Origin of the sequence: Klebsiella sp. RCJ4, from assembly GCF_009025755.1 — a bacterium.
In the GTDB taxonomy this organism is placed as follows: domain Bacteria; phylum Pseudomonadota; class Gammaproteobacteria; order Enterobacterales; family Enterobacteriaceae; genus Klebsiella; species Klebsiella michiganensis.
This window is the reverse complement of the sequence record NZ_WCIN01000023.1, coordinates 295,444-318,010: the sequence shown is the minus strand read 5'-3', so window position 1 is coordinate 318,010 and position 22,567 is coordinate 295,444. Positions and strand designations below refer to the sequence as shown.

The 22,567-nt window shown below is 57.6% G+C and carries 19 protein-coding genes; 14 read left to right on the top strand and 5 right to left on the bottom strand.

Annotation, left to right across the window (positions count from 1 at the left end; all coding sequences use genetic code 11):
- Positions 1–313 precede the first annotated feature (313 nt).
- The 4 genes from F8562_RS07900 (at position 314) to glnB (ending at position 4,196) form a co-directional block, all read left to right on the top strand.
- Positions 314–1,750, top strand: a complete 1,437-nt coding sequence (locus F8562_RS07900) for a sensor histidine kinase (RefSeq protein WP_089046454.1) — start codon at positions 314–316, stop codon at positions 1,748–1,750.
- Positions 1,751–1,763: 13 nt separating this feature from the next.
- On the top strand, positions 1,764–2,468 hold the full coding sequence (gene qseG / locus F8562_RS07895; protein ID WP_032720547.1) for a two-component system QseEF-associated lipoprotein QseG: 705 nt from the start codon (positions 1,764–1,766) through the stop codon (positions 2,466–2,468).
- Entirely contained in the window at positions 2,455–3,792 is a 1,338-nt protein-coding gene (gene glrR, locus F8562_RS07890; protein ID WP_014230390.1) for a two-component system response regulator GlrR, read from the top strand. Before qseG ends, glrR begins: the two co-directional genes overlap by 14 nt.
- A 65-nt stretch (positions 3,793–3,857) precedes the next feature.
- Positions 3,858–4,196 carry a nitrogen regulatory protein P-II gene (gene glnB / locus F8562_RS07885; protein ID WP_002914032.1) on the top strand — a complete coding sequence of 113 codons (339 nt, stop codon included), beginning with the start codon at positions 3,858–3,860 and terminating at the stop codon, positions 4,194–4,196.
- Positions 4,197–4,254: 58 nt separating this feature from the next.
- On the opposite strand, the gene hmpA is transcribed toward glnB, so the two are convergent.
- Positions 4,255–5,445 (bottom strand): NO-inducible flavohemoprotein, encoded by a 1,191-nt coding sequence (gene hmpA, locus F8562_RS07880; RefSeq protein WP_014839214.1) that lies wholly within the window; start codon positions 5,443–5,445, stop codon positions 4,255–4,257.
- Between the two features lie 325 nt (positions 5,446–5,770).
- On the opposite strand from hmpA, the gene glyA reads away from it, so the two are divergent.
- On the top strand, positions 5,771–7,024 hold the full coding sequence (gene glyA, locus F8562_RS07875) for a serine hydroxymethyltransferase (RefSeq protein WP_009654385.1): 1,254 nt from the start codon (positions 5,771–5,773) through the stop codon (positions 7,022–7,024).
- A 55-nt stretch (positions 7,025–7,079) separates the two neighbouring features.
- Here the strand turns inward: glyA and F8562_RS07870 are convergent, their stop codons facing one another.
- Positions 7,080–7,502, bottom strand: coding sequence for a DoxX family protein (locus tag F8562_RS07870; RefSeq protein ID WP_025106587.1), 423 nt, complete (start codon positions 7,500–7,502; stop codon positions 7,080–7,082).
- 73 nt (positions 7,503–7,575) lie between these two features.
- Positions 7,576–8,772: an ROK family transcriptional regulator gene (locus F8562_RS07865; protein ID WP_014839212.1), complete on the bottom strand. Its 1,197-nt coding sequence runs from the start codon at positions 8,770–8,772 to the stop codon at positions 7,576–7,578.
- Positions 8,773–8,884: 112 nt separating this feature from the next.
- Here F8562_RS07865 and F8562_RS07860 point away from each other — a divergent pair, with 112 nt between their 5' ends.
- The 4 genes from F8562_RS07860 to F8562_RS07845 all read left to right on the top strand — a co-directional run bounded on the left by F8562_RS07860 (position 8,885) and on the right by F8562_RS07845 (position 15,714).
- Entirely contained in the window at positions 8,885–12,160 is a 3,276-nt protein-coding gene (locus F8562_RS07860) for a DUF5107 domain-containing protein (RefSeq protein WP_038424776.1), read from the top strand.
- 70 nt (positions 12,161–12,230) lie between these two features.
- Positions 12,231–13,667: a sugar porter family MFS transporter gene (locus F8562_RS07855; protein WP_014839210.1), complete on the top strand. Its 1,437-nt coding sequence runs from the start codon at positions 12,231–12,233 to the stop codon at positions 13,665–13,667.
- Positions 13,667–14,503, top strand: a complete 837-nt coding sequence (locus tag F8562_RS07850; RefSeq protein WP_014230378.1) for an aldose 1-epimerase — start codon at positions 13,667–13,669, stop codon at positions 14,501–14,503. The genes F8562_RS07855 and F8562_RS07850 overlap by 1 nt, the downstream gene beginning before the upstream one ends.
- Positions 14,504–14,580: 77 nt before the next feature.
- On the top strand, positions 14,581–15,714 hold the full coding sequence (locus F8562_RS07845) for a 3-phenylpropionate MFS transporter (protein ID WP_014230377.1): 1,134 nt from the start codon (positions 14,581–14,583) through the stop codon (positions 15,712–15,714).
- Here the strand turns inward: F8562_RS07845 and csiE are convergent.
- Entirely contained in the window at positions 15,711–16,988 is a 1,278-nt protein-coding gene (csiE, locus tag F8562_RS07840) for a stationary phase inducible protein CsiE (RefSeq protein ID WP_032750899.1), read from the bottom strand. The two genes, F8562_RS07845 and csiE, sit on opposite strands and share 4 nt — an antisense overlap.
- A 124-nt stretch (positions 16,989–17,112) precedes the next feature.
- On the opposite strand from csiE, the gene F8562_RS07835 reads away from it, so the two are divergent.
- Both F8562_RS07835 and F8562_RS07830 read left to right on the top strand, forming a co-directional pair.
- Complete coding sequence (locus F8562_RS07835) at positions 17,113–17,751, top strand: DUF1007 family protein (RefSeq protein WP_014839209.1); 639 nt, start codon at positions 17,113–17,115, stop codon at positions 17,749–17,751.
- Positions 17,742–18,722: a nickel/cobalt transporter gene (locus F8562_RS07830; RefSeq protein WP_094909361.1), complete on the top strand. Its 981-nt coding sequence runs from the start codon at positions 17,742–17,744 to the stop codon at positions 18,720–18,722. Before F8562_RS07835 ends, F8562_RS07830 begins: the two co-directional genes overlap by 10 nt.
- Before the next feature lie 54 nt (positions 18,723–18,776).
- On the opposite strand, the gene suhB is transcribed toward F8562_RS07830, so the two are convergent.
- The gene (gene suhB / locus F8562_RS07825) at positions 18,777–19,580 is read right to left on the bottom strand and encodes an inositol-1-monophosphatase (protein WP_004853221.1); all 804 of its coding nucleotides are present in this window, start codon (positions 19,578–19,580) and stop codon (positions 18,777–18,779) included.
- A 120-nt stretch (positions 19,581–19,700) separates the two neighbouring features.
- Between suhB and trmJ the strand changes: the two genes are divergently transcribed.
- The 3 genes from trmJ (at position 19,701) to iscS (ending at position 22,561) form a co-directional block, all read left to right on the top strand.
- Complete coding sequence (gene trmJ, locus F8562_RS07820; RefSeq protein WP_014839208.1) at positions 19,701–20,441, top strand: tRNA (cytosine(32)/uridine(32)-2'-O)-methyltransferase TrmJ; 741 nt, start codon at positions 19,701–19,703, stop codon at positions 20,439–20,441.
- Positions 20,442–20,678: 237 nt separating this feature from the next.
- On the top strand, positions 20,679–21,170 hold the full coding sequence (gene iscR / locus F8562_RS07815) for a Fe-S cluster assembly transcriptional regulator IscR (protein WP_004853217.1): 492 nt from the start codon (positions 20,679–20,681) through the stop codon (positions 21,168–21,170).
- Between the two features lie 176 nt (positions 21,171–21,346).
- On the top strand, positions 21,347–22,561 hold the full coding sequence (iscS, locus tag F8562_RS07810; protein WP_004134936.1) for a cysteine desulfurase: 1,215 nt from the start codon (positions 21,347–21,349) through the stop codon (positions 22,559–22,561).
- The last annotated feature ends 6 nt before the right edge of the window (positions 22,562–22,567 follow it).

Sequence of the window (22,567 nt, the reverse complement as noted above, 5' to 3'; positions counted from 1 at the left end):
TCATTGTGTTAATAAAATGTTTTGAGATGTGGCATAGTTCGTGCATAATTATAACCAGTGGCTCATTCACCTTCTTATGTCAGCCCCTTCGGGACGCGCTACATAAACTTCGAATGACGCACAAACAGGTGCCTGCCGTCCAACTCCTGATAACAGCTCCGCTTTATCAGTCATCGGGCGAAACGTCGAGTAAGGCACCGCCTCATTTCTTAATAAAGCCAGGCTCCTGTAGCCTGGCTTTATTATTTCCGGCGTAGATGTTTATTGCGTCCTCGGTTAGCATCGTCATGAGCTAATGATTGAGACCCTATCCGTGAAGCGACTCTCCCTTTTCCCCCGTTCGCTGCGCCAGCTGGTCACGCTATCCTTCGTGCTGATCCTGCTGCCGCTGCTGGTGCTGGCATGGCAGGCGTGGCAAAGCCTCAACGCGCTGAGCGCGCAGGCGGCGCATATCAACCGTACTACCCTTATCGACGCCCGCCGCAGCGAAGCGATGATTAACGCATCGCTGGAGATGGAACGTAGCTACCGTCAGTACTGCGTGCTGGACGATCCGACGCTGGCGCGGGTCTACCAGAATCAGCGCCAACGCTACAGCGAAATGCTTGATGCTCACGCGGGCGTCCTGCCTGATGAGAAAATCTGGCAGGCGCTGCGTCAGGATCTCGACGATCTGGCCGAGCTGCAGTGTAAAAATAGCGGTCCGGCGGCGAAGTCAGCCGCCAGCCTGGAAGCGTTTGCCTCGGCCAATAGCGACATGGTGCAGGCAACCCGAACGGTGGTCTATTCGCGCGGGCAGCAGCTGCAGCAGGAAATCGCCGAGCGCGGGCAGTTCTTCGGCTGGCAGGCGCTGGTGCTGTTCCTGCTCAGCCTGGCGCTGGTGCTGCTGTTCACCCGCATGATTATCGGCCCGGTGAAGGGCATTGAGAGAATGATCAACCGACTGGGGGAGGGGAAGTCGCTGGACGACGCCGCGCTGTTTACCGGTCCGCGCGAGCTGCGCTCCGTCGGTAAACGCATTATCTGGCTGAGCGAACGCCTTGCCTGGCTGGAGTCCCAGCGTCATCAGTTCCTGCGCCATCTTTCCCATGAGCTGAAAACGCCGCTGGCCAGCATGCGCGAAGGGACGGAGCTGCTTGCCGACCGGGTGGCCGGGCCGCTGACGCTCGAGCAGCAGGAGATCGTTGAAATTCTCGATAACAGCAGCCGCAACCTGCAAAAGCTGATCGAGCAGCTGCTGGATTACAACCGTAAACAGGCCGATGGCCCGATTGCGCGCGAGACGGTAAACCTGGCCGAACTGGTGGAAAATGTGGTTTCTGCCCATAGCCTGCCGGCAAGAGCTAAAATGATGCATACCGAACTGTTGCTCAGCGAGCGTTTATGCGAAGCGGAGCCCGCTCTGCTGGTGAGCGTCCTGGATAATCTCTACTCCAATGCGGTGCACTATGGTGCTGAATCCGGTAACATTCGCATTCATAGCTATCGGCACGGCGAGCAGGTGCGCATTGACGTCATTAACGACGGCGAGCCGATCCCGCCCGCAGAGAGAAACATGATTTTTGAGCCTTTTTATCAGGGAAGCCACCAGCGTAAAGGGGCGGTAAAAGGCAGCGGTCTGGGGCTGAGCATTGCCCGCGACTGCGTACGGCAAATGCAGGGCGAGCTGAGCCTGGTTGGTGATAAATCAGGGCTAATCTGTTTTCGTATCACGCTCCCCGTCGCCGAGTCTGGACAAAATAACGTATAACTATCGGGTGAATATGTCCCACTTCTTCGCACTTGTCCGTCCCCTCAGGGGATGGCTGTTGTCAGGCATGTCCTGCCTGGCGCTGGCGGGATGTTCCGCCTCTACATCACCACACGCCGCGGATGGCAAAACGCTCTCCGCGCTGCCGCAGCACCAGGTCGCCGATTTTCTTTCGGTGGAGTGCGCCGACATCTGGAGCCTGCAAAGCGAGGCCAGTGATAAAAACCCGCTTTACTGGCTGCGGGGAATTGACTGCGCGGACCGCCTTGCTCCGGTACAGGCGCGGGCTGAAGCCCGGCAGCACGATGCCGACAGCTGGCAGGATGCCTTTAAACGCGGCATTTTACTGGCCGATGCCAAAATCACGCCCAACGAACGTCGCGATCTGGTGGCCAGTCTGGATGCCTTCAGCCCGCAAATCGCCGCCCAGGTTCGCCCGCTTTATCAGCTCTGGCGCGATGCCCAGGGCCGGCAGCTTCAGCTGATTGAGGAGCGCTCCCGCTACGCCAAATTGCAGCAGTCAAGCGATGCGGAGCTGGAGACGCTGCGTCAGCAGGAAATTGAACTTCGCAGTCAGCTCGAACTGACGACCCGCAAGCTGGAGAATCTCACCGACATCGAGCGCCAGCTCTCCAGCCGTAAACCCGGCGGGAACTTCAGCCCGGACGCCGGGCACGGCGGTGAGAAGGTCCCGGAGGTGATTCATGACGATCCGTAAACCCGCCCGTCTGCTGCTGGTGGACGACGATCCGGGGCTGCTGAAGCTGCTGGGCATGCGTCTTGTCAGCGAAGGATACAGCGTACTGACCGCCGAGAGCGGGCCGGAGGCCCTGCGCACGCTGAGCCGTGACAAAGTCGACCTGGTGGTCAGCGACCTGCGGATGGACGAGATGGACGGCCTCCAGCTGTTCAGCGAAATCCAGAAGGTTCAGCCGGGAATGCCGGTGATCATTCTCACCGCGCACGGTTCCATTCCGGACGCCGTTGCCGCGACCCAGCAGGGCGTATTTAGCTTTCTCACCAAGCCGGTGGATAAAGACGCCCTGTATAAAGCGATTGATGACGCGCTGGAGCAGAGCGCACCCACCACCGACGAGCGCTGGCGCCAGGCGATTGTGACCCGCAGCCCGCTGATGGAGCGTCTGCTGGAGCAGGCCGGGATGGTGGCGCAGTCGGACGTCAGCGTACTGATTAACGGCCAGAGCGGTACCGGCAAGGAGATTGTCGCCCAGGCAATTCATAACGCCAGCCCGCGCCGCGATAAACCTTTTGTCGCCATTAACTGCGGCGCGCTTCCCGAGCAGCTGCTGGAGTCGGAGCTGTTTGGCCACGCCCGCGGCGCTTTTACCGGCGCGGTCAGCAATCGCGAGGGGCTATTCCAGGCCGCAGAAGGCGGGACTCTGTTTCTTGATGAAATCGGCGATATGCCGGTGGCGCTGCAGGTTAAACTGCTGCGCGTCCTGCAGGAGCGTAAAGTGCGCCCGCTGGGCAGCAACCGCGATATCGACATTGATGTGCGGATTATTTCTGCGACCCATCGCGACCTGCCGAAGGCCATGGCGCGCGGCGAGTTTCGCGAAGATCTGTTTTATCGTCTCAACGTGGTGAATCTGAAAATCCCGCCGCTGGCCGAGCGTACGGAAGATATTCCGCTGCTGGCGAACCATCTGCTGCGCCAGTCCGCCGATCGCCACAAACCCTTTGTTCGCGCGTTCTCCACCGATGCGATGAAGCGGCTGATGGCCGCAAAATGGCCGGGCAACGTGCGCCAGCTGGTGAACGTGATTGAGCAGTGCGTGGCGCTAACCTCTTCGCCGGTCATTAGCGACGCCCTGGTGGAGCAGGCGCTGGAAGGGGAAAACACCGCGCTGCCGACCTTTGTTGAGGCGCGGAATCAGTTTGAGCTCAATTACCTGCGCAAGCTGCTGCAAATCACTAAAGGCAACGTCACGCATGCGGCGCGGATGGCGGGGCGCAACCGCACCGAATTTTATAAGCTGCTGTCGCGCCACGAGCTCGACGCTAACGACTTTAAAGAGTAGCTCCGGATGATGGCGCAAGTTATGATACGGTTAGCAACCGGTTACGCGACTAAAACAGGAACACCATGAAAAAGATTGATGCGATTATTAAACCCTTCAAACTGGATGACGTGCGTGAAGCGCTGGCCGAAGTCGGCATCACCGGTATGACGGTAACGGAAGTGAAAGGCTTTGGCCGTCAGAAGGGGCATACCGAGCTATATCGCGGCGCGGAGTATATGGTCGATTTTCTGCCGAAAGTGAAAATCGAAATCGTTGTCACCGATGATATCGTCGACACCTGCGTGGATACCATTATCCGTACGGCGCAGACCGGCAAAATCGGCGACGGTAAGATCTTTGTTTTCGATGTCGCGCGCGTGATTCGTATCCGCACCGGCGAAGAAGACGACGCGGCGATTTAAGCTGACAAACCGAATGGCGGCCCGATACTTTCCAGGCCGCCTGCCTTTATCGCTCTGTTTACAGCACCTTGTGCGGGCCGAAGCACTCGTAATGGATGTTGTCGCTGCCCACGCCAAGCCCTACCAGCTGCTTCGCGGCAAACTGCATAAACGCCACCGGGCCGCAGAGATAGAACTGCATCTGCGGGTCGCCGATCTTGTCGGCCAGGGCCGTTAAATCCATCAAACCTTCGCTGTCAAACGCGCCGGCGTCACGGTCCGCTTCGCTCGGGCTGCGGTACCAGACGTGAGAAGTAAACTTCGGCAGGGTTTCACCCAGCGCTTTCACTTCCTCCGCGAAGGCGTGCACTTCGCCATTCTCTGCCGCGTGGAACCAGTTCACCTGCGCCGGATGCTGTGCTTTTGCCAGCGTGTCCAGCATCGCCAGCATCGGCGTCTGACCGACGCCGCCGGAGAGCAGCGTGACCGGCGTTTCCGGCGCCACGTTGAGGAAGAAATCGCCGGCCGGCGCGGCCAGGTAAATCACGTCGCCTTCTTTCGCAGAATCATGCAGCCAGTTTGAAACCTGGCCGCCGTTTTCACGCTTAACCGCAATGCGATAGCCTTTGCCGTCGGGTTTGCGGGTCAAAGAGTACTGACGAATTTCCTGATGCGGAAAGCCTTCCGGCTTCAGCCAGACCGCCAGATACTGGCCTGGATGATATTCCGCTACCGCGCCGCCGTCGACCGGCTCAAACTCAAAGCTGGTAATCAGCGCGCTGCGCGGCGTTTTTCTGACGATGCGGAACGCGCGGGTGCCTTCCCAGCCGCCGGTTTTGCTGGCGCTTTCGCTGTAGATTTGCGCTTCACGATTAATAAAGACGTTGGCCAGCACGCCGTAGGCCTTGCCCCAGGCATCCAGCACTTCCTGACCCGGGCTGAACATCTCGTCAAGGGTGGCCAGCAGGTGGGTGCCGACAATATTGTACTGCTCGGGCTGGATCTGGAAGCTGGTGTGCTTCTGGGCGATTTTTTCCACCGCCGGCAGCAGGGCGGGCAGGTTCTCAAGATTGCTGGCATAGGCGGCAATGGCGTTGAACAGCGCCTCGCGCTGGTCGCCGTTGCGCTGATTACTCATATTAAAGATTTCTTTGAGTTCGGGATTATGAGCAAACATGCGGTCGTAAAAATGAGCGGTCAGTTTCGGACCGGTTTCAACCAGCAGAGGGATGGTGGCTTTCACCGTAGCGATGGTTTGTGCGTCGAGCATAGCAGCTTCCTTTATAGGTTATCTTAATGATGCATTTAAAATGCATCTTATAAAAATAACCCTGCTTTGTAAATGGTTCTTTAACACTTTCCCATAAGGCAGTTACAACATGAATTATTTGCATCACAAACCTGAAAAGAAATCCGTTGATAATCGAAGGTGCTTTATTGCTCAAAGCCTTGTGTAACGCGGAGCCAATCGTTTGCGTAAAATCCTTTGTCAAGACCTGTTATCGCAGAATGATTCAGTTATACTGTGGGCCGTTGTCCAGGTGGACCGCCTTTTTAGGCCGAAATTTTATTGTTAGCTGAGTCAGGAGATGCGGATGTTAAAGCGTGAAATGAACATTGCCGATTATGATGCCGAACTGTGGCAGGCTATGGAGCAAGAAAAAGTACGTCAGGAAGAGCACATCGAACTGATCGCCTCCGAAAACTACACCAGCCCGCGCGTTATGCAGGCGCAGGGCTCTCAGCTGACCAACAAATACGCTGAAGGATATCCGGGCAAGCGCTACTACGGCGGCTGTGAATACGTCGATATCGTAGAGCAGCTGGCTATCGATCGCGCCAAAGAGCTGTTCGGCGCTGACTACGCTAACGTGCAGCCGCACTCCGGCTCCCAGGCTAACTTCGCGGTCTATACTGCACTGCTGCAGCCGGGCGATACCGTTCTGGGTATGAACCTGGCGCAGGGTGGTCACCTGACTCACGGCTCCCCGGTCAACTTCTCCGGCAAACTGTACAACATCATTCCTTACGGCATCGATGAGTCCGGTAAAATTGACTATGAAGACATGGCTAAGCAGGCTCAGGAACATAAACCGAAGATGATTATCGGTGGTTTCTCCGCTTATTCCGGCGTGGTTGACTGGGCAAAAATGCGCGAAATCGCTGACAGCATCGGCGCATACCTGTTCGTCGACATGGCCCACGTTGCCGGTCTGATCGCCGCTGGCGTTTACCCGAACCCGGTTCCGCATGCTCACGTCGTGACCACCACTACCCACAAAACCCTGGCCGGTCCGCGCGGCGGCCTGATCCTGGCGAAAGGCGGCAGCGAAGAGCTGTACAAAAAACTGAACTCTGCCGTATTCCCGAGCGCCCAGGGCGGCCCGCTGATGCACGTTATCGCGGCGAAAGCCGTTGCGCTGAAAGAAGCGATGGAGCCGGAGTTCAAAGTTTACCAGCAGCAGGTAGCGAAAAACGCGAAGGCAATGGTAGAAGTGTTCCTGAACCGCGGCTACAAAGTGGTTTCCGGCGGCACTGAAAACCACCTGTTCCTGCTGGATCTGGTCGATAAAAACCTGACCGGTAAAGAAGCGGACGCTGCGCTGGGCCGTGCTAACATCACCGTCAACAAAAACAGCGTGCCGAACGATCCGAAGAGCCCGTTTGTGACCTCCGGCATCCGTATCGGTTCTCCGGCGGTCACCCGTCGCGGCTTTAAAGAAGCGGAAGTGAAAGAGCTGGCCGGCTGGATGTGCGACGTGCTGGACAACATCAATGACGAAGCGGTCATTGAGCGCGTGAAGGGTAAAGTTCTGGATATCTGCGCACGCTTCCCGGTTTATGCGTAAGCGTTAGCGTTGACATCAAAAAGGCCGCTGATGCGGCCTTTTTTGCGTCTGTTGATTAGCGGCGGTCGAGCGAAATCGCCCCGGGACCGGTTATCGCCAGCAGCAGGAAGGCACCGGCAATACTGATGTTTTTCCAGAAGTTAATCATGTTCGGCAGAACCGCATCGCCGGTCATATCCCAGTAGTGATGGCCAATCACCGCTGTACCGAGGGTATAAAAAATAAAGATCACCGCCAGCGGGCGGGTGAAAAAGCCCAGCACAATTAAAATGGCCGCCGGCACTTCCATAATAATGGCAATGATGGCCGCAAGCGTTGGCATCGGCGCGCCGGAGGAGGCCATGTACTGCACCGTGCCGCTAAAGCCGAGCAGCTTGGGATAGCCGAAAAGAATAAACAGCACCACCACCGCGATACGCGCAATCAGCAGCAGCAGAGAGCGGGAGGAGCCAAAGTCAAAGTAGCGTAGAGTGTTCATAATCAGCTCGTTATGAGAGACGTGTGATTTAAACGTAATACACAAATTTGCGCTCCGCCACGTCCGCTGACGATTAACGCAGCGTTTGCAGCTGTTCCTCCACGTACAGATAACCGATCCCCATCAGCTGCTGGGCGCGGGTCAGTTTGCCAAAGCCGATTTGAGTGGCGTGCGCTCGCGGCGTATCGCCGTGGTCAAAGGGATTAAAGCCGGTTTGTTTAACGATACTTTCCAGCCATTGTTCGCCAAAGGCGCAGCTGCGTCCGTATAGCCAGATCTGATTAATATTCAAAATATTTAAGAAATTATAAAGGCTTAAGCCAATGGCGTTGGCCGCGCTATCAACCCATGCGCGAATATGCACGTCTCCCTGTTCCCAGGCTTCAATGAGCGATGCCGTGGTTAATTGCTCGGGAGAGCGCTGCGCTTCCGGCTGCGTTTTAAGCCACATCCGCGCCTGCTTTTTCAACGCGCTGAGGGACGCTACGGTTTCGAGGCAACCGTATCTCCCGCAGTCGCAGGCCCTGCCGTCAGGATTCACAATCGTGTGTCCTATCTGCCCGCTGCCGTAGAGGCTTCCTCGATAAATCTGATCGTTAATCACAAATGACGAGCCGATACCGTAATCGACGTTAATCACGCAAAAATCCGGCTGTATACCCTGATGCTGCCACTTCTCCGCCAGCGCCAGCATCACGCAGTCATTATCCACCCGCACCTGCACGCCGAGCTGTTCCTCCAGCAGATACTTTATTTCAATCGGCGTTTTCCAGCGCGCCTGGGGCATGGTTTGTGACACCCCGGTTACCGGATCAACCTGACCATGGACGCCAAGGGCGAGATTGATGCTGTGCTGCGGGTAGAGGCGGTGGATACGCCGCCAGCATTCCACGATGGCCTCCAGAAGGGCCTGCGGCGTAGGGGCATCGATGGGCAAATGCTGGTGGCCGTCAACCGCCAGTAGACGGGCATCGGCAAGCTGATACTCAATACTGGTCGGCGTAATATTCATGCATAGCGTCCAGGCTCCGCGCGCGGGGATCTGGTAGCTTCCGCTGTTCACGCCGCGTTTGCTCATTTTTTCCGTGGAATGGCCGATCAATCCCTCGCTAAGCAGTTCGGCAAGAATGTTGCTCACAGCCGGAATAGAGAGCCCGGTGAGCTGGGAAAGCTGGGATTTACTGAGCTGTTTCTCCCGCCAGAGGTGGGAGAGAAAAATAGATTTGTTGGCCTGCCTGACCCGGGCGTTATTCAAACCGGTGCGCTGCATACACTTAACTCCCTTAACTATATTGCGTGAGCGTTGCGCATTTTAGCAGCTAAATGGCGATATAAACTCCTCTCATAGCAAGTTTTACTTTATTTTGTTTAGTGGAGGCGTCATGTACGGTTCGGTTAAGGTCTGGCAGGAAACAATTACATTACCTACGTGGACGACGGGGGCGGAGGATCCGAACCCCATGTTTCTGGAAAAGCGCGTTTATCAGGGTTCCTCCGGCAACGTCTATCCCTACGGCGTGATAGATACCCTGACCGGCGAGCGTGAAATGCGCGATTATCAGGCAGTATGGATGGAGAATGATTTCATTCGTATCATGCTGCTGCCGGAGCTCGGCGGACGTATTCACCGGGCGTATGACAAAGTCAAACAGCGCGATTTCGTCTATTACAATGAAGTCGTGAAGCCCGCCCTGGTAGGGCTACTGGGGCCCTGGATCTCCGGCGGTATCGAGTTCAACTGGCCGCAGCATCACCGCCCGACGACCTTTATGCCGGTCGATTTTTCGATCCAGCGCGGGGAAAACGGCGTGCAGACCGTATGGATGGGGGAAGCGGAGCCCATGCGCGGTTTACAGGTCATGACCGGGTTTACTCTCTATCCTGACCGCGCGCTGATTGAAATTACCGGTAAGGTTTTTAATGGTAACGCAACGCCGCGTCATTTCCTGTGGTGGGCCAACCCGGCGGTCAAAGGCGGCGATGCTCACCAGAGCGTGTTTCCACCCGACGTCACCGCCGTATTCGATCACGGCAAGCGCGATGTTTCCGCTTTTCCCATCGCCACCGGCACCTACTACAAAGTGGACTATTCTGCGGGCGTCGATATCTCCCGGTATAAAAATGTTCCGGTACCCACCTCGTATATGGCGGAGAAATCGGACTACGACTTTGTCGGCGCTTATCACCACGACGAGCGCGGTGGACTGCTGCATGTTGCCGACCATCACGTCTCGCCGGGCAAAAAACAGTGGAGCTGGGGCTATGGCGACTTTGGCCAGGCGTGGGACCGCAATCTGACCGACGAAAATGGCCCCTATATCGAGCTGATGACCGGCGTCTACACCGATAACCAGCCTGACTTTACCTGGCTTGCGCCTTATGAAGAGAAGGTGTTTGTGCAAAACTTCCTTCCCTACAGCGAGCTGGGAATGGTGCAAAATGCCAATACGCAGCTGGCGCTGAAGCTGGTTCGTGAGACGGAGCAGCTGCAGCTCGGCGTTTACGCCATTGCGCCGCTGGAAAATATTGTTGTTGAACTCAGCGCGGAAAAGCAGCCGCTGTATGAAACTCAGCTTACGCTGAAGCCCGGCGAGAGCTGGCAGCATACGCTGCCGGAAAATGACGCCCGGCGCTTAACCATTAAGGTGAAAACCGCAGACAACCAGCCGCTGCTGGATTATCAGGAACATATTACTCAGCAGACGCCCCTGCCCGAACCTGCCTGCGCGCCGGCGATGCCGAAAGAGATTCACAACGGCGATGAGCTCTATTTTATCGGCCAGCATCTTGAACAATACAATCATGCAAGCCGCTATGCCGCGGATTACTATCGCCGGGCGATAGCCCTCGATCCGCAGGATTACCGCAATAATGTTGCCCTCGGGACGCTGGCGTTTAATTGCGCCGACTGGGGGCTGGCGGAGCAATGTGCCCGGGCCGCGCTACTTCGCGCCCATCGTCTGAATAAAAATCCGCGCGATGGCGAAGCCAGTATGCTGCTTGGCAGCGCGCTGGAAAGGCAGGGCGATGAAGCTGGAGCATGGGATTGCTATTACAAAGCGTCCTGGAGCGGTAACTGCCGCGATGCCGCCTGGTGGGCGCTGGCAAGGCTGGCGATGAAGCGTGGCGATACCGCCGACGCGCTGGAAAAGGTCAACACCAGCCTGCAGTTTAACGCCAGCAACCATCTGGCTATGGGGCTGAAAGCGCTGGCGTTAGCGGACAGCGGGCGGGCGAAGGAAGCGCAGGCGTATATTGTCCTCTGCCTCGAACAATACCCGTTGAGCTATCCGCTGCACTGCGCGCGCTGGATGATTGCGCCGGGCGATGAGGCGCGCGCGAGCCTGCTGCGCGTAACGGGGCGCAGAGGGATCAACGGCAGCCTGCTGGCGGGCTGGCTGCTCTCCATCGGTCAGAAGCAGGCGGCGAAGGAGGTGCTTGAGGTTCTGGATTGCCAGGAAGCGCTGCCGATGCTGTGGCGCGCCTCGTTAAGCGATGATGCGAATAAACGGCAACGGTTAATTGCCGAAGCCGAGCGCTGCCATGTGCGAAAAGTGCGTTTCCCCAACACGCTCGATGAAGTCCAGATGCTGCAAACCCTGAGCGATAGCGCTTTTGCCCGCTATCTGCTCGGTTGCTTCTGGTACAGCAAACGTCGCTATGAAGAGGCGGTAAGCTGCTGGCGCGAGACGCTGGAAAAATCTCCCGACTATGCGCCCGCTCATCGTCTGCTGGGGGTCTACGCCTGGAACAAACAACAGGATGCCGCGCAGGCGCTGGCTTATCTGCAGCGGGCCGTAGAGCTTGAGCCCGAAAACGCGCGCTTCCTCTTTGAGCTTGATTTCCTGAAAAAATCACTGGGTACGCCGGTAAACGAACGACTGGAAACGCTGGCTGCGCGCAAAGCGGTGGTGCTGAAGCGGGATGACCTGACCGCTGAGCTGTTAAGCCTGTGGAACGCGGCCGGCCATTATGCCGATGCCGCCGCTATTCTTGGTACGCGCGTATTTCATCCCTGGGAAGGCGGGGAGGGGAAAGTTACCGGCCAGTATTTGCTCAATCAGCTCCATCGCGCTTTACAGTTGATCGAACGTAAGGCGTTCACGCAGGCCGCTCGCTGCCTGAATGAAGCGTTACGCTATCCCGATAACCTGGGAGAGGGGCGGCTGCCCGGGCAGACGGACAACGATATCTGGTATTTGCTGGGCTATTGCGCGGAACAGACTGGGGATGCGCACCGGGCAGCGGAATATTACCAGCTTGCCCTGCAAGGGGGCTCAACGCTGGACGCCGGGCGTTACTACAACGATCAGCCCGCCGATTACCTTTTCTGGCAGGGCATCGCGCTGCGTAAGAGCGGTAATCCGGCGCAGGCCGAGCAGAACTTCCAGAATTTTATCGCCTGGGCCAGGCAGCATCGGGATGACGTTCCGCAAGCCGACTTTTTTGCCGTCTCTCTCCCGGATCTGGTGGTGCTTGATGTCTCTGCGCAGGAGCAGCATCAGCAGCACTGCTTGTTTATTGAAGCGCTGGGCCATCTGGGGCTGGGCAACGTATCCGCCAGCCAGCAGGCGATGCAGCGGCTGCTGCAGCTGAACCCGGCTTATGATAAGGCGCATCTGATTCGTCATGCCCTGCAAAGCGGCATTTTTTCCTGAACCTGAAACGGGCGGGCCTGGCTCGCCTGTACCCTACTGTTCCCTGCGTTTCCCTTATAGAGGAATCATTATGAATAACGCGCAGACACATCTGAAAATGGGCTACGTCTGGACTATCTGTCTGGTCGCCGCCTGCGGTGGTTTACTCTTTGGCTATGACTGGGTGGTGATTGGCGGCGCAAAGCCGTTTTATGAAGCCTGGTTTTCCATTACCGACCCGGCGCAGTCCGGCTGGGCAATGAGCTCGGCGCTGGTGGGCTGCGTTTTCGGCGCATTAATCTCGGGATGGTGCGCCGATAAACTGGGGCGCAAGCTGCCCTTAATACTGTCCGCCGTGCTGTTCAGCGCTTCGGCGTGGGGGACGGCGGTCGCCAGCAGTTTCGACATGTTTGTGGTTTACCGCATTGTGGGCGGCGTGGGCATTGGTCTGGCATCCGCGCTCAGCCCGCTTTACATCGCGGAAGTCAGCCCGGCAGAAAAAAGAGGGCGCTTTGTTGCGATAAACCAGCTCACTATCGTGATTGGCGTGCTGGCCGCTCAGCTTATCAACCTGATGATTGCGGAACCCGTAGCGACGGGGGCGACGCAGCAGATGATTGTGGAGACCTGGAACGGGCAGATGGGCTGGCGCTGGATGTTCGGCGCGGAACTGGTGCCAGCGCTGGCGTTTTTGGTGCTGATGTTTTTTGTTCCTGAGTCGCCGCGCTGGCTCATGAAGGCCGGTAAGCCGGATCGCGCCCGGGCCGCGCTGGAGCGCATTGGCTCCGCCGACTATGCCGACAGGATATTACGCGACATCGCGCACACGCTGGAAAAAGATAACCATAAAATATCCTACGGCGCGCTGCTGGCTCCGCAGGTTAAACCGATCGTTATCATTGGCATAGTCCTCGCCGTCTTCCAGCAGTGGTGCGGAATTAACGTCATCTTTAACTACGCGCAGGAGATTTTTGCCTCGGCGGGATTCGATATTAACAGTACGCTGAAATCGATCGTCGCAACGGGAATCGTCAACCTGGTGTTTACCCTCGCCGCGCTGCCGCTGGTGGATAAAATCGGCCGCCGTAAATTAATGCTGCTCGGTGCCTCAGGGTTGACGCTGATCTATGTTCTGATTGCCGCCGCCTATGGCATGGGCATCATGGGCTGGCCCGTTCTGCTGCTGGTGCTGGCGGCGATTGCTATTTACGCCTTGACCCTGGCGCCGGTTACCTGGGTACTGCTGGCGGAAATCTTCCCCAACCGCGTTCGCGGACTCGCGATGTCCTTAGGCACCCTGGCGCTGTGGATTGCCTGTTTCTTGTTAACCTACACTTTCCCGCTGCTTAATGCCGGACTGGGCGCGGCGGGCAGTTTCCTGCTGTATGGCGTCATTTGCGCTGCCGGCTACCTCTATATTCTGCGCAACGTGCCGGAAACGAAGGGGGTCACTCTCGAAGCCCTGGAAGAGCAGCTGGCGCAACGTCATGCGGGCGCTCAGGCGATGAAGCAGGAGCAGACGCGCTAATGGCGGAAGAGTGGATTCTGGAAAACGCGCATCTGCGGATGCGCGTCGCTTCTCTGGGCGGCAAAGTGCAAAGTTTATACTCGCGGCATTATCAGGCGCCGGTGCTGTATGAAAACCCCGCCGGCGGCATGTTTCCGATGCTGCCGCTGGCCAATCGCGTCGCCGGGAACCGCTTTATTTTTCAGGGACGTGAGATAGTTCTGCCTCGCCACCACGCCGACGCGCATTTTTTTCTCCACGGCGACGGTTGGCTGCAGCGCTGGGATATGATTGCGCGCGGCGGCGACTATTGCGTGTTACAGCTGCGTCGGCAGCATGCCTGCGGTTTCGATTACCTGGCGCAGATCCGCTACCAGCTGCTGCGTAACCAGCTGGTGGCTGCGCTGACGCTTACCCACTGCGGTAGCACGCCCATCCCCTATGGCTGCGGTTTTCATCCGTTTTTTCCTTTTGATAAGCGCGGTACGGTGCAGTTTGCAGCCGCCGGCTACTGGCCGGAAGGGGAGCAGCATCTTCCTCTCGGCTGGCAAGGCCAGTTGCCCGGCTACGCCGATTTCAGCCACGCGCAGTACGGTGAGGATCGCTGGCTGAACGTGGGCTATTCCGGCTGGAGCGGGCGGGCGAGGGTGAGTAGTGATGTGATGGATATCACAATTCTTTCGCAAACTCCGTGGTTGATGCTTTTCAGAATGCAGGGCGAGCCGTTCCTTTGCCTCGAGCCGCAAAGTCATCCGGTAAACGCCCATAACATGGACGGACAGCCGGGGCTGCGGGTTTTAGGCGCCGGAGATACGCTGAGTTTTTCGCTGAAAATAGACGTACAGGGGCGCGAATAGCGCCATATCTGGGGCGAGGGTATCTTGCGCCCGCCCCGCTTTATCGCCAGACTGTCGCCTCCATTCGGGAGGGAATCATGGTCTTACACTCCACGCGCTGGCTGGCGCTAAGTTACTTCACCTATTTTTTTAGCTACGGCATCTTCCTGCCTTTCTGGAGCGTCTGGCTTTCCGGACTTGGCCTGACGCCGGAAACCATCGGCATGCTGCTCGGCGCCGGGCTGGTGTCGCGCTTTCTTGGCAGCCTGCTGATTGCGCCGCGGGTCAGCGACCCGTCCCGTCTTATCTCTTCTCTGCGCATTCTGGCGCTGCTGACGCTGCTCTTTGCGCTCGCATTTTGGATCGGCCACCAGGTTGCCTGGCTAATGGTGATTATCGTCGGCTTTAACCTCTTTTTCTCGCCGCTGGTGCCGCTGACCGACGCGCTGGCGAATACCTGGCAAAAGCAGATCACCATGGACTACGGGCGCGTGCGCCTGTGGGGGTCGATAGCTTTCGTCATTGGCTCGGCGCTGACCGGGAAGCTGGTCAGCCTGTATGACTACCGGATGATACTGGTGATGCTCAGCGTCGGTATTGCCTCCATGCTGCTCGGCATGCTGCTGAAGCCGTCGGTGCAGCCGCAGGGCGAATCCCGCCAGCAGGAAGCGGCCGGCCTGGCGGCCTGGCTTACGCTGGTGCGGCAAAGCTGGCGCTTCCTCGCCTGCGTCTGTTTGCTACAGGGCGCGCACGCCGCCTACTACGGATTTAGCGCTATCTACTGGCAGGAAGCGGGCTATTCGGCCTCCGCCGTGGGCTACCTGTGGTCGCTTGGCGTGGTGGCGGAAGTGGTGATTTTCGCGCTGAGCAAAAAAGTTTTCCGCCGCTTTAGCGCCCGCGACCTGCTGCTGCTGTCCGCGGTGTGCGGGCTGATTCGCTGGTCGTTGATGGGCTGGACGACGGCGCTACCCTGGCTTATCGTCGCGCAGATCCTCCACTGCGGCACCTTCACGGTGTGCCATCTGGCGGCGATGCGCTACATTGCGGCGCGTCAGGGCAGCGAAGTGATCCGCCTGCAGGCGGTCTACTCCGCCGTCGCGATGGGCGGCAGCATTGCGGTGATGACGGTCTTTGCCGGTTTCCTCTACCAGCATCTGCACCAGGGCGTTTTCTGGGTGATGGCGCTGGTGGCCTTACCGGCGCTGGTGGTGCGGCCAAAAGCGGTGGCTTAGGCCTCCAGCATTTTGCAAATCTGCTGCTGCTGATGATCGCTGAACGTCTCTTCGGCGTGAAACAGCGGCGGCGAAAACAGCGGCAGCGCCGTGGCATAGGGAGTGACGATCAGCGTCACTTCCTTCGGCGCGCCCTCTTTCTGAAAGGTGCTCACGCTCAAATACTTTATATTGAGCGGCAGCAGGGTTAACTCGCGCAGTTGCTGCTCCAGCGACTGCTCAAGGTCCGGGTTATCATCGGTCAGCAGAACCACCTGTTTCTCCTGCAGATCGCTTTTTTGCATCAGCCAGGCGCCGAAGATCACCGCGATTAAACTGACTTCCTCCTGGCTAAAGCGTACCTGCCAGCTGGCTTCGAATTCCGCCAGCGCAGCCTGCGTTGTGCGCATCAAACGGGGATAAAGACGGCCAATCTCCTCCGGCAGCGCGTTATCGATACCGATAGCGAAAACGCTGCGGTGTAGCGCCTGCGAAAGGTGAATATAGAGCTGATCGCTCAGCCCCTGTTCATCGCTAAACGGACGGCCCGCCAGGTTCTGAAAGCGGTGAATCAGCCCGGAAATGGCCAGATGCAGACGGCGATCGTGCTGATGACCATCGCGGATAGGATCGGGGGTTTTCAACAGCATAAACAGCAGGGCCAGAAACAGCTGTTCTCCGGCATGGGGCGTTGCCGCAACCCGCCGCTGCCAGTGGCGGACAATCTCCTCGGCGAGGGAAAACTCGGCGGCGGCTTGCGCCCAGCGCTGCTGCTCGTGGGTGAAAGTGGGGCTCTGTCCAAGGTGGTGCTGCAGCAAACAATACTGTAAATAAAGACGCAGAAAATGCACGTCGCGGCAGTCAAACTGCCGGTTCAGGGCGCGCGAGCAGCGGTTGACCAATGCCTGAAGATTGGTGTCGTCATACAGCGTGCGTGCGATACCCTGCTGTTTAAGCTGCGTTTTCAATGCCGGGGTAAAATGGTGGCTGACAAAATGCGGGCACAGGCGCAGCCCGCGTCGCAGGCCGTGCAGCAGGCATAAACGTTGATCGAGCGCGGCGCCTTCCATCCGATAGCTGCCGTCCGCTTGTGAAGCAAGGGTCAAGCGGTGATAACGCTGAATCTCGCGTCCCGTCTCCGCAATGTCCTGCCGGGCGGTATCCTCATCAACCTGGGTGAGGTTACCCAGCCATTCGGGCGTCACGGACTGCCCGGGCAGATAAAACATCAGGAGCACCTGGCTACGGCGCTGTGGACTGGAAAGCACAGATGGTGGTTCAATCACTGTCATCATCCGGTTAGTTCCAGTTAGGGTTTTCGTTAAGAGTAGTTAATGTATTGAGGGTGAACAGGGCATTTCCGGGTCTTTACATCAGGATTGCTGGCGGGGTTCACAGAATTTTTCACGCGAGGAACAGATGAAGAGAGTGAAACAATGCGTCAGCGTAGCGTTTTTCATGTTTTTATCGCTATCTGCGGCGGCGCATCCGCACAGTTTCATCAGTTTGCAAACGGAGGCCGTGGCGGAAAATGGGCTGCTCACCGGCTTTAAAATGCGCTGGACGATGGATGAAATCACCTCCGCCGATCTGCTCTATGATGCGGGCAACGCTAAACCCGGTAGCGAAATCTGGAAAAAGCTGGCGGCGGAAGTGATGGCGAACGTGCTGGGCCAGCACTATTTCAGCGAGCTATGGCACAACGGCCAGCGGGTGAAGTTTGATAATCGGCCCGCTGGTTATGGCCTTGAACGCAGCGGTCATCAGGCGGTGCTCACCTTTACCCTGCCGCTGGCGAAGCCGCAGCCTCTGGCCGGGCAAACCTTCACCTTTTCCACCTACGACCCGACCTATTATGTTGATATGTATTACGACAAAGACGCAGACTTCACTCTACCGACGGCGATGAAGACAAGCTGCTCGGCAAAAGTGATGACGCCGAAGCCTAACGAAAAAATGTTGTCCTACGCGCAGTCGCTGGATAAAGCGGATGCGCCGCCGGAGGATATGGAACTGGGGAATTACTTCGCGCAAAAGGTGACGCTGCAATGTCAGTGATTTTTGCTCAAACCGGCCGTTCGCCGCGCTGGCGTCAGCTGTGGCCGCTGGCGCTGTTTCTGCTGCTGGCAGCCGGAGCTGGCTTCTGGCTATGGCGGGCCTGGCCGCAGGTGCTGCTGCAAAGCGCGGTCTGGCAGCGCGCGCTGAATGTCGAACTGAGTCGGCTTCTGCAGGCGGTTGCGGAGAATCCTGCCTCCGCCGGGCTGTCGCTGCTGGGGTTTAGCTTCGTCTACGGCGTTCTGCATGCGCTGGGGCCGGGGCACGGCAAGGTGGTCATAACCACCTGGCTGGCAACCCATCCGTCGAAGCTGAAATCGAGCATCGGCCTGACGCTGGCCGCTTCGCTGCTGCAGGGGCTGGTGGCCATCGCCTTAGTGGTGGTGGTGCTGACGCTGCTGCGGCTGCCGGCAAGACAGCTGCATCTGAGCAGCTTCTGGCTGGAAAAGGGAAGCTATCTGCTGGTCGGCGCGCTGGGCCTTTTGCTGTGTTGGCGGGCGCTGAAAAAGCTGCGGATGCTGCTGCGCCGACCGACATTCATCGCCTTCACCGCGCATCACGTTCATCACGCCAGCTGCGGCTGCGGGCACCAGCATCTGCCGGCGCCGGAACAGCTGCAAAGCGGCGATGACTGGCGGGCGCGGCTGGCTATCGTGCTGTCAATGGGGATGCGGCCCTGCTCGGGAGCCATTATGGTGCTGTTGTTCAGCAAGGTTATCGGCGTATTTGGCTGGGGCATGGCGGCCTCGATGGCGATGGCGGCGGGAACCTCGCTGACGATTAGCGCGCTGGCGCTGCTGGTTCATGGTTTCCGCCAGCTGGCGGTCAGGCTGAGCGCGAATCGGGCGCCGGCGCTGTGGAAGCAGATCGGTTGGGCAACGCTGGCGCTGGCCGGCGGCGTGATTTTACTGGCGGCGGCCATCGTGATGTGGAGTAGCGCGATGCCATCGGGCGGCGGCCTGAGGCCGTTTTAATGCGATAAAAAAAGGAAGCCGCGGCTTCCTTTTGGTTTTTCATGCGGTGAGAAATTAACGCTTCAGCGCTTCACTCAGATGCTCGCGCATATTGGCCAGCATCGCTTTCACGACGCGCGGGTTGCCTGCAACGATGTTGCCGGTCAGCAGGTAGTTATGGCCACCGGTAAAGTCGCAGACGATAGCGCCTGCTTCACGGGCGATCAGCTCGCCTGCCGCGAAATCCCACGGTTTCAGCGCGATTTCAAAGTAGCCGTCAACCCGGCCAGCGGCAACGTAGGCCAGATCCAGGGCCGCGGAACCGGTGCGGCGGAAATCCGCGCATTCGGTGAACATGTTGCCGAGGATGTTCATGTAAGAGGTCGCGTGCTGTTTTGCTTTGAACGGGAAGCCGGTGGCGATGATCGTGCCATCCAGATCGCGAGCGCTGCTGCCGCGCAGGCGGTAGCCGTTCAGCTGCGCGCCCTGACCGCGGGTCGCGGTGAACAGTTCGTTACGCATCGGATCGTAAACCACGGCCACTTCAGTACGGCCTTTAATGCGTACGGCGATGGAGACGGAGAAGTGCGGCAGACGTTTGACGAAGTTGGTGGTGCCATCCAGTGGATCGATAACCCATTGAACATCCTGATCTTCACCAGCGTGCTCACCGCTTTCTTCGGTGATGATGGTGTGCTGCGGGTAAGATTTGCGAATGGTTTCGATAATCATCGCCTCGGCGGCTTTATCGACGTTGGTCACAAAATCATTGCTGCCTTTCTGGCTGGTTTCTACGGAGTCAGGGGTTTCGTAGTGCTTGGCAATTAAATTACCCGCCTTGCGCGCTGCGCGCACGGCGATGTTCAGCATCGGATGCATCGGTATCTCTCACTGGATGTTAAAGAACGGGAAAAAACGGCGCATATAGTAACAGTGAAATCTCCTTATGTCTTCGTTTTATGATAGCATGCACGAATAATCTTTAGCCGAAGAACCATAATGCTGCAAAATATTCGAATCGTACTGGTAGAAACCTCGCACACCGGCAATATGGGCTCCGTCGCCCGCGCAATGAAAACCATGGGGTTAACCAACCTGTGGCTGGTCAATCCTCTGGTCAAACCCGATTCTCAGGCCATCGCTCTGGCGGCCGGGGCCAGCGACGTCATTGGCAATGCCCACATCGTTGATACCCTTGATGAAGCGCTGGCGGGCTGTAGCCTGGTCGTGGGGACCAGCGCGCGCTCCCGTACGCTGCCGTGGCCGATGCTCGACCCGCGTGAATGCGGCCTGAAAAGCGTTGCCGAAGCGCAGCATGCGCCGATCGCGCTGGTATTTGGCCGCGAACGCGTCGGCCTGACTAACGAAGAGCTGCAGAAGTGTCACTACCACGTGGCGATTGCCGCGAATCCGGAATACAGCTCGCTGAACCTGGCGATGGCGGTGCAGGTTATCTCCTATGAAGTGCGTATGGCCTGGCTGGCAGCGCAGGAGCAAAATGAACCTGTCATCGAGCATGAAGAAACCCCGTATCCGCTGGTGGATGATTTAGAGCGTTTCTACGGTCATCTGGAGCAGACGCTGCTGGCAACCGGGTTTATCCGCGCCAGCCACCCGGGCCAGGTGATGAACAAACTGCGCCGTTTGTTTACCCGCGCCCGCCCGGAAAGCCAGGAGCTGAACATCCTGCGCGGCATGCTGGCGTCAATTGAGCAGCAGCAGAAAAATAAAGAGTCATAGTGCACGCCGTTGCCCGGCGGCGCGGTACTGCGGGCTCCCTCTCTCCTTGTGGGAGAGGGCCGGGGCGAGGGCACCAGGCCGCGCTGAAGTGAAACGGCACGGAAAGCCAAATACCTGACTAAAACAGTCAAGTAAATAGTTGACCAATTTACTCGGGAATGTCAGACTTGCCCTTGCTATGCAATACCCATATTAATAAAAAGCCCGGGCAGGGGCGAGTTTGAGGTTAAGTAAGACATGAGACTGACATCTAAAGGGCGTTATGCCGTGACCGCGATGCTTGACGTTGCGCTCAACTCTGAATCGGGTCCGGTTCCGTTGGCTGATATTTCAGAGCGTCAGGGAATTTCGCTTTCCTATCTGGAACAGCTGTTCTCTCGCCTGCGCAAAAATGGCCTGGTTTCCAGCGTACGTGGTCCAGGCGGCGGTTATCTGTTAGGTAAAGAAGCGGGTAGCATCGCGGTTGGCGAAGTTATCAGCGCAGTGGACGAATCCGTTGACGCCACCCGTTGTCAGGGTAAAGGCGGCTGCCAGGGCGGCGATAAGTGTCTGACTCACGCGCTGTGGCGCGATCTGAGCGAGCGATTGACCGGTTTTCTGAATAACATCACGCTGGGCGAACTGGTGAATAACCAGGAAATCCTTGATGTCTCCGGCCGTCAGCACAACCATGAATCCCAGCGTAGCACCCGCGCTCAGGACGCCATCGACGTCAAACTGCGCGCGTAGTTCTCGTTCAGTTTCATCTTGCAGCTATCGGCTGCAAGCTGAAACGAGCTGAGTAAAAAAGATAAAAAAGATTTTCGAATCAGGCCAGGATGTTCCGACATCCTGTGTACTCGGTCGTACATCCAGCCGGTTGCCTGATTCCTTGCATTGAAGCGATGTACGGAGTTTATAGAGCAATGAAATTACCGATCTATCTCGATTACTCCGCAACCACGCCGGTGGACCCGCGTGTTGCCGAGAAAATGATGCAGTTCCTGACCCTGGACGGGACCTTTGGTAACCCGGCCTCGCGTTCACACCGTTTTGGCTGGCAGGCTGAAGAGGCGGTAGATATCGCCCGTAATCAGATTGCCGAGCTGGTCGGCGCTGACCCGCGCGAAATCGTTTTTACTTCCGGCGCGACGGAATCCGACAACCTGGCGATTAAAGGTGCAGCCAACTTTTATCAGAAAAAAGGCAAGCACATCATCACCAGCAAAACCGAACATAAAGCCGTGCTGGACACCTGCCGTCAGCTGGAGCGCGAAGGGTTTGAAGTGACCTACCTCGCCCCGCAGCGTAACGGCATTATCGATTTAAAAGAGCTGGAAGCCGCGATGCGTGATGACACCATCCTTGTTTCCATTATGCACGTGAATAACGAAATCGGCGTGGTACAGGATATCGCTACCATCGGCGAGATGTGCCGCGCCCGCGGTATCATTTACCACGTTGACGCGACCCAGAGCGTGGGCAAACTGCCTATCGACCTGAGCCAGCTGAAAGTTGATCTGATGTCCTTCTCCGGCCACAAAATCTATGGCCCGAAAGGCATCGGCGCGCTGTACGTGCGTCGTAAACCGCGTATTCGTATCGAAGCGCAGATGCACGGCGGCGGTCACGAGCGCGGCATGCGCTCCGGGACGCTGCCTGTCCACCAGATCGTCGGTATGGGTGAAGCTTACCGTATCGCGAAAGAAGAGATGGAAAGCGAAATGGCCCGCCTGCGCGGCCTGCGTAACCGTCTGTGGGACGGCGTAAAAGATATGGAAGAGGTCTACCTGAACGGCGATCTCGAGCAGGGCGCGCCGAACATTCTCAACGTCAGCTTTAACTACGTTGAAGGCGAGTCGCTGATTATGGCGCTGAAAGACCTGGCGGTCTCTTCCGGTTCCGCCTGTACTTCCGCAAGCCTCGAGCCGTCCTACGTGCTGCGCGCGCTGGGGATGACCGACGAGCTGGCGCATAGCTCTATTCGTTTCTCTTTAGGTCGTTTTACTACCGAAGAAGAGATTGACTACACCATCAATCTGGTTCGCAACTCCATTGGTCGTCTGCGCGAACTTTCTCCGCTGTGGGAAATGTTCAAGCAGGGCGTGGATCTGAACAGCATTGAATGGTCACATCACTAATTCGGC

Coding starts and splice junctions, on each gene's coding strand:
- qseG (WP_032720547.1), top strand. CDS start 1,764: ATGTCCCACTTCTTCGCACTTGTCCGTCCCCTCAGGGGATGGCTGTTG.
- glrR (WP_014230390.1), top strand. CDS start 2,455: ATGACGATCCGTAAACCCGCCCGTCTGCTGCTGGTGGACGACGATCCG.
- glnB (WP_002914032.1), top strand. CDS start 3,858: ATGAAAAAGATTGATGCGATTATTAAACCCTTCAAACTGGATGACGTG.
- hmpA (WP_014839214.1), bottom strand. CDS start 5,445: ATGCTCGACGCACAAACCATCGCTACGGTGAAAGCCACCATCCCTCTG.
- glyA (WP_009654385.1), top strand. CDS start 5,771: ATGTTAAAGCGTGAAATGAACATTGCCGATTATGATGCCGAACTGTGG.
- F8562_RS07870 (WP_025106587.1), bottom strand. CDS start 7,502: ATGAACACTCTACGCTACTTTGACTTTGGCTCCTCCCGCTCTCTGCTG.
- F8562_RS07865 (WP_014839212.1), bottom strand. CDS start 8,772: ATGCAGCGCACCGGTTTGAATAACGCCCGGGTCAGGCAGGCCAACAAA.
- F8562_RS07860 (WP_038424776.1), top strand. CDS start 8,885: ATGTACGGTTCGGTTAAGGTCTGGCAGGAAACAATTACATTACCTACG.
- F8562_RS07855 (WP_014839210.1), top strand. CDS start 12,231: ATGAATAACGCGCAGACACATCTGAAAATGGGCTACGTCTGGACTATC.
- F8562_RS07850 (WP_014230378.1), top strand. CDS start 13,667: ATGGCGGAAGAGTGGATTCTGGAAAACGCGCATCTGCGGATGCGCGTC.
- F8562_RS07845 (WP_014230377.1), top strand. CDS start 14,581: ATGGTCTTACACTCCACGCGCTGGCTGGCGCTAAGTTACTTCACCTAT.
- csiE (WP_032750899.1), bottom strand. CDS start 16,988: ATGATGACAGTGATTGAACCACCATCTGTGCTTTCCAGTCCACAGCGC.
- F8562_RS07835 (WP_014839209.1), top strand. CDS start 17,113: ATGAAGAGAGTGAAACAATGCGTCAGCGTAGCGTTTTTCATGTTTTTA.
- F8562_RS07830 (WP_094909361.1), top strand. CDS start 17,742: ATGTCAGTGATTTTTGCTCAAACCGGCCGTTCGCCGCGCTGGCGTCAG.
- suhB (WP_004853221.1), bottom strand. CDS start 19,580: ATGCATCCGATGCTGAACATCGCCGTGCGCGCAGCGCGCAAGGCGGGT.
- trmJ (WP_014839208.1), top strand. CDS start 19,701: ATGCTGCAAAATATTCGAATCGTACTGGTAGAAACCTCGCACACCGGC.
- iscR (WP_004853217.1), top strand. CDS start 20,679: ATGAGACTGACATCTAAAGGGCGTTATGCCGTGACCGCGATGCTTGAC.
- iscS (WP_004134936.1), top strand. CDS start 21,347: ATGAAATTACCGATCTATCTCGATTACTCCGCAACCACGCCGGTGGAC.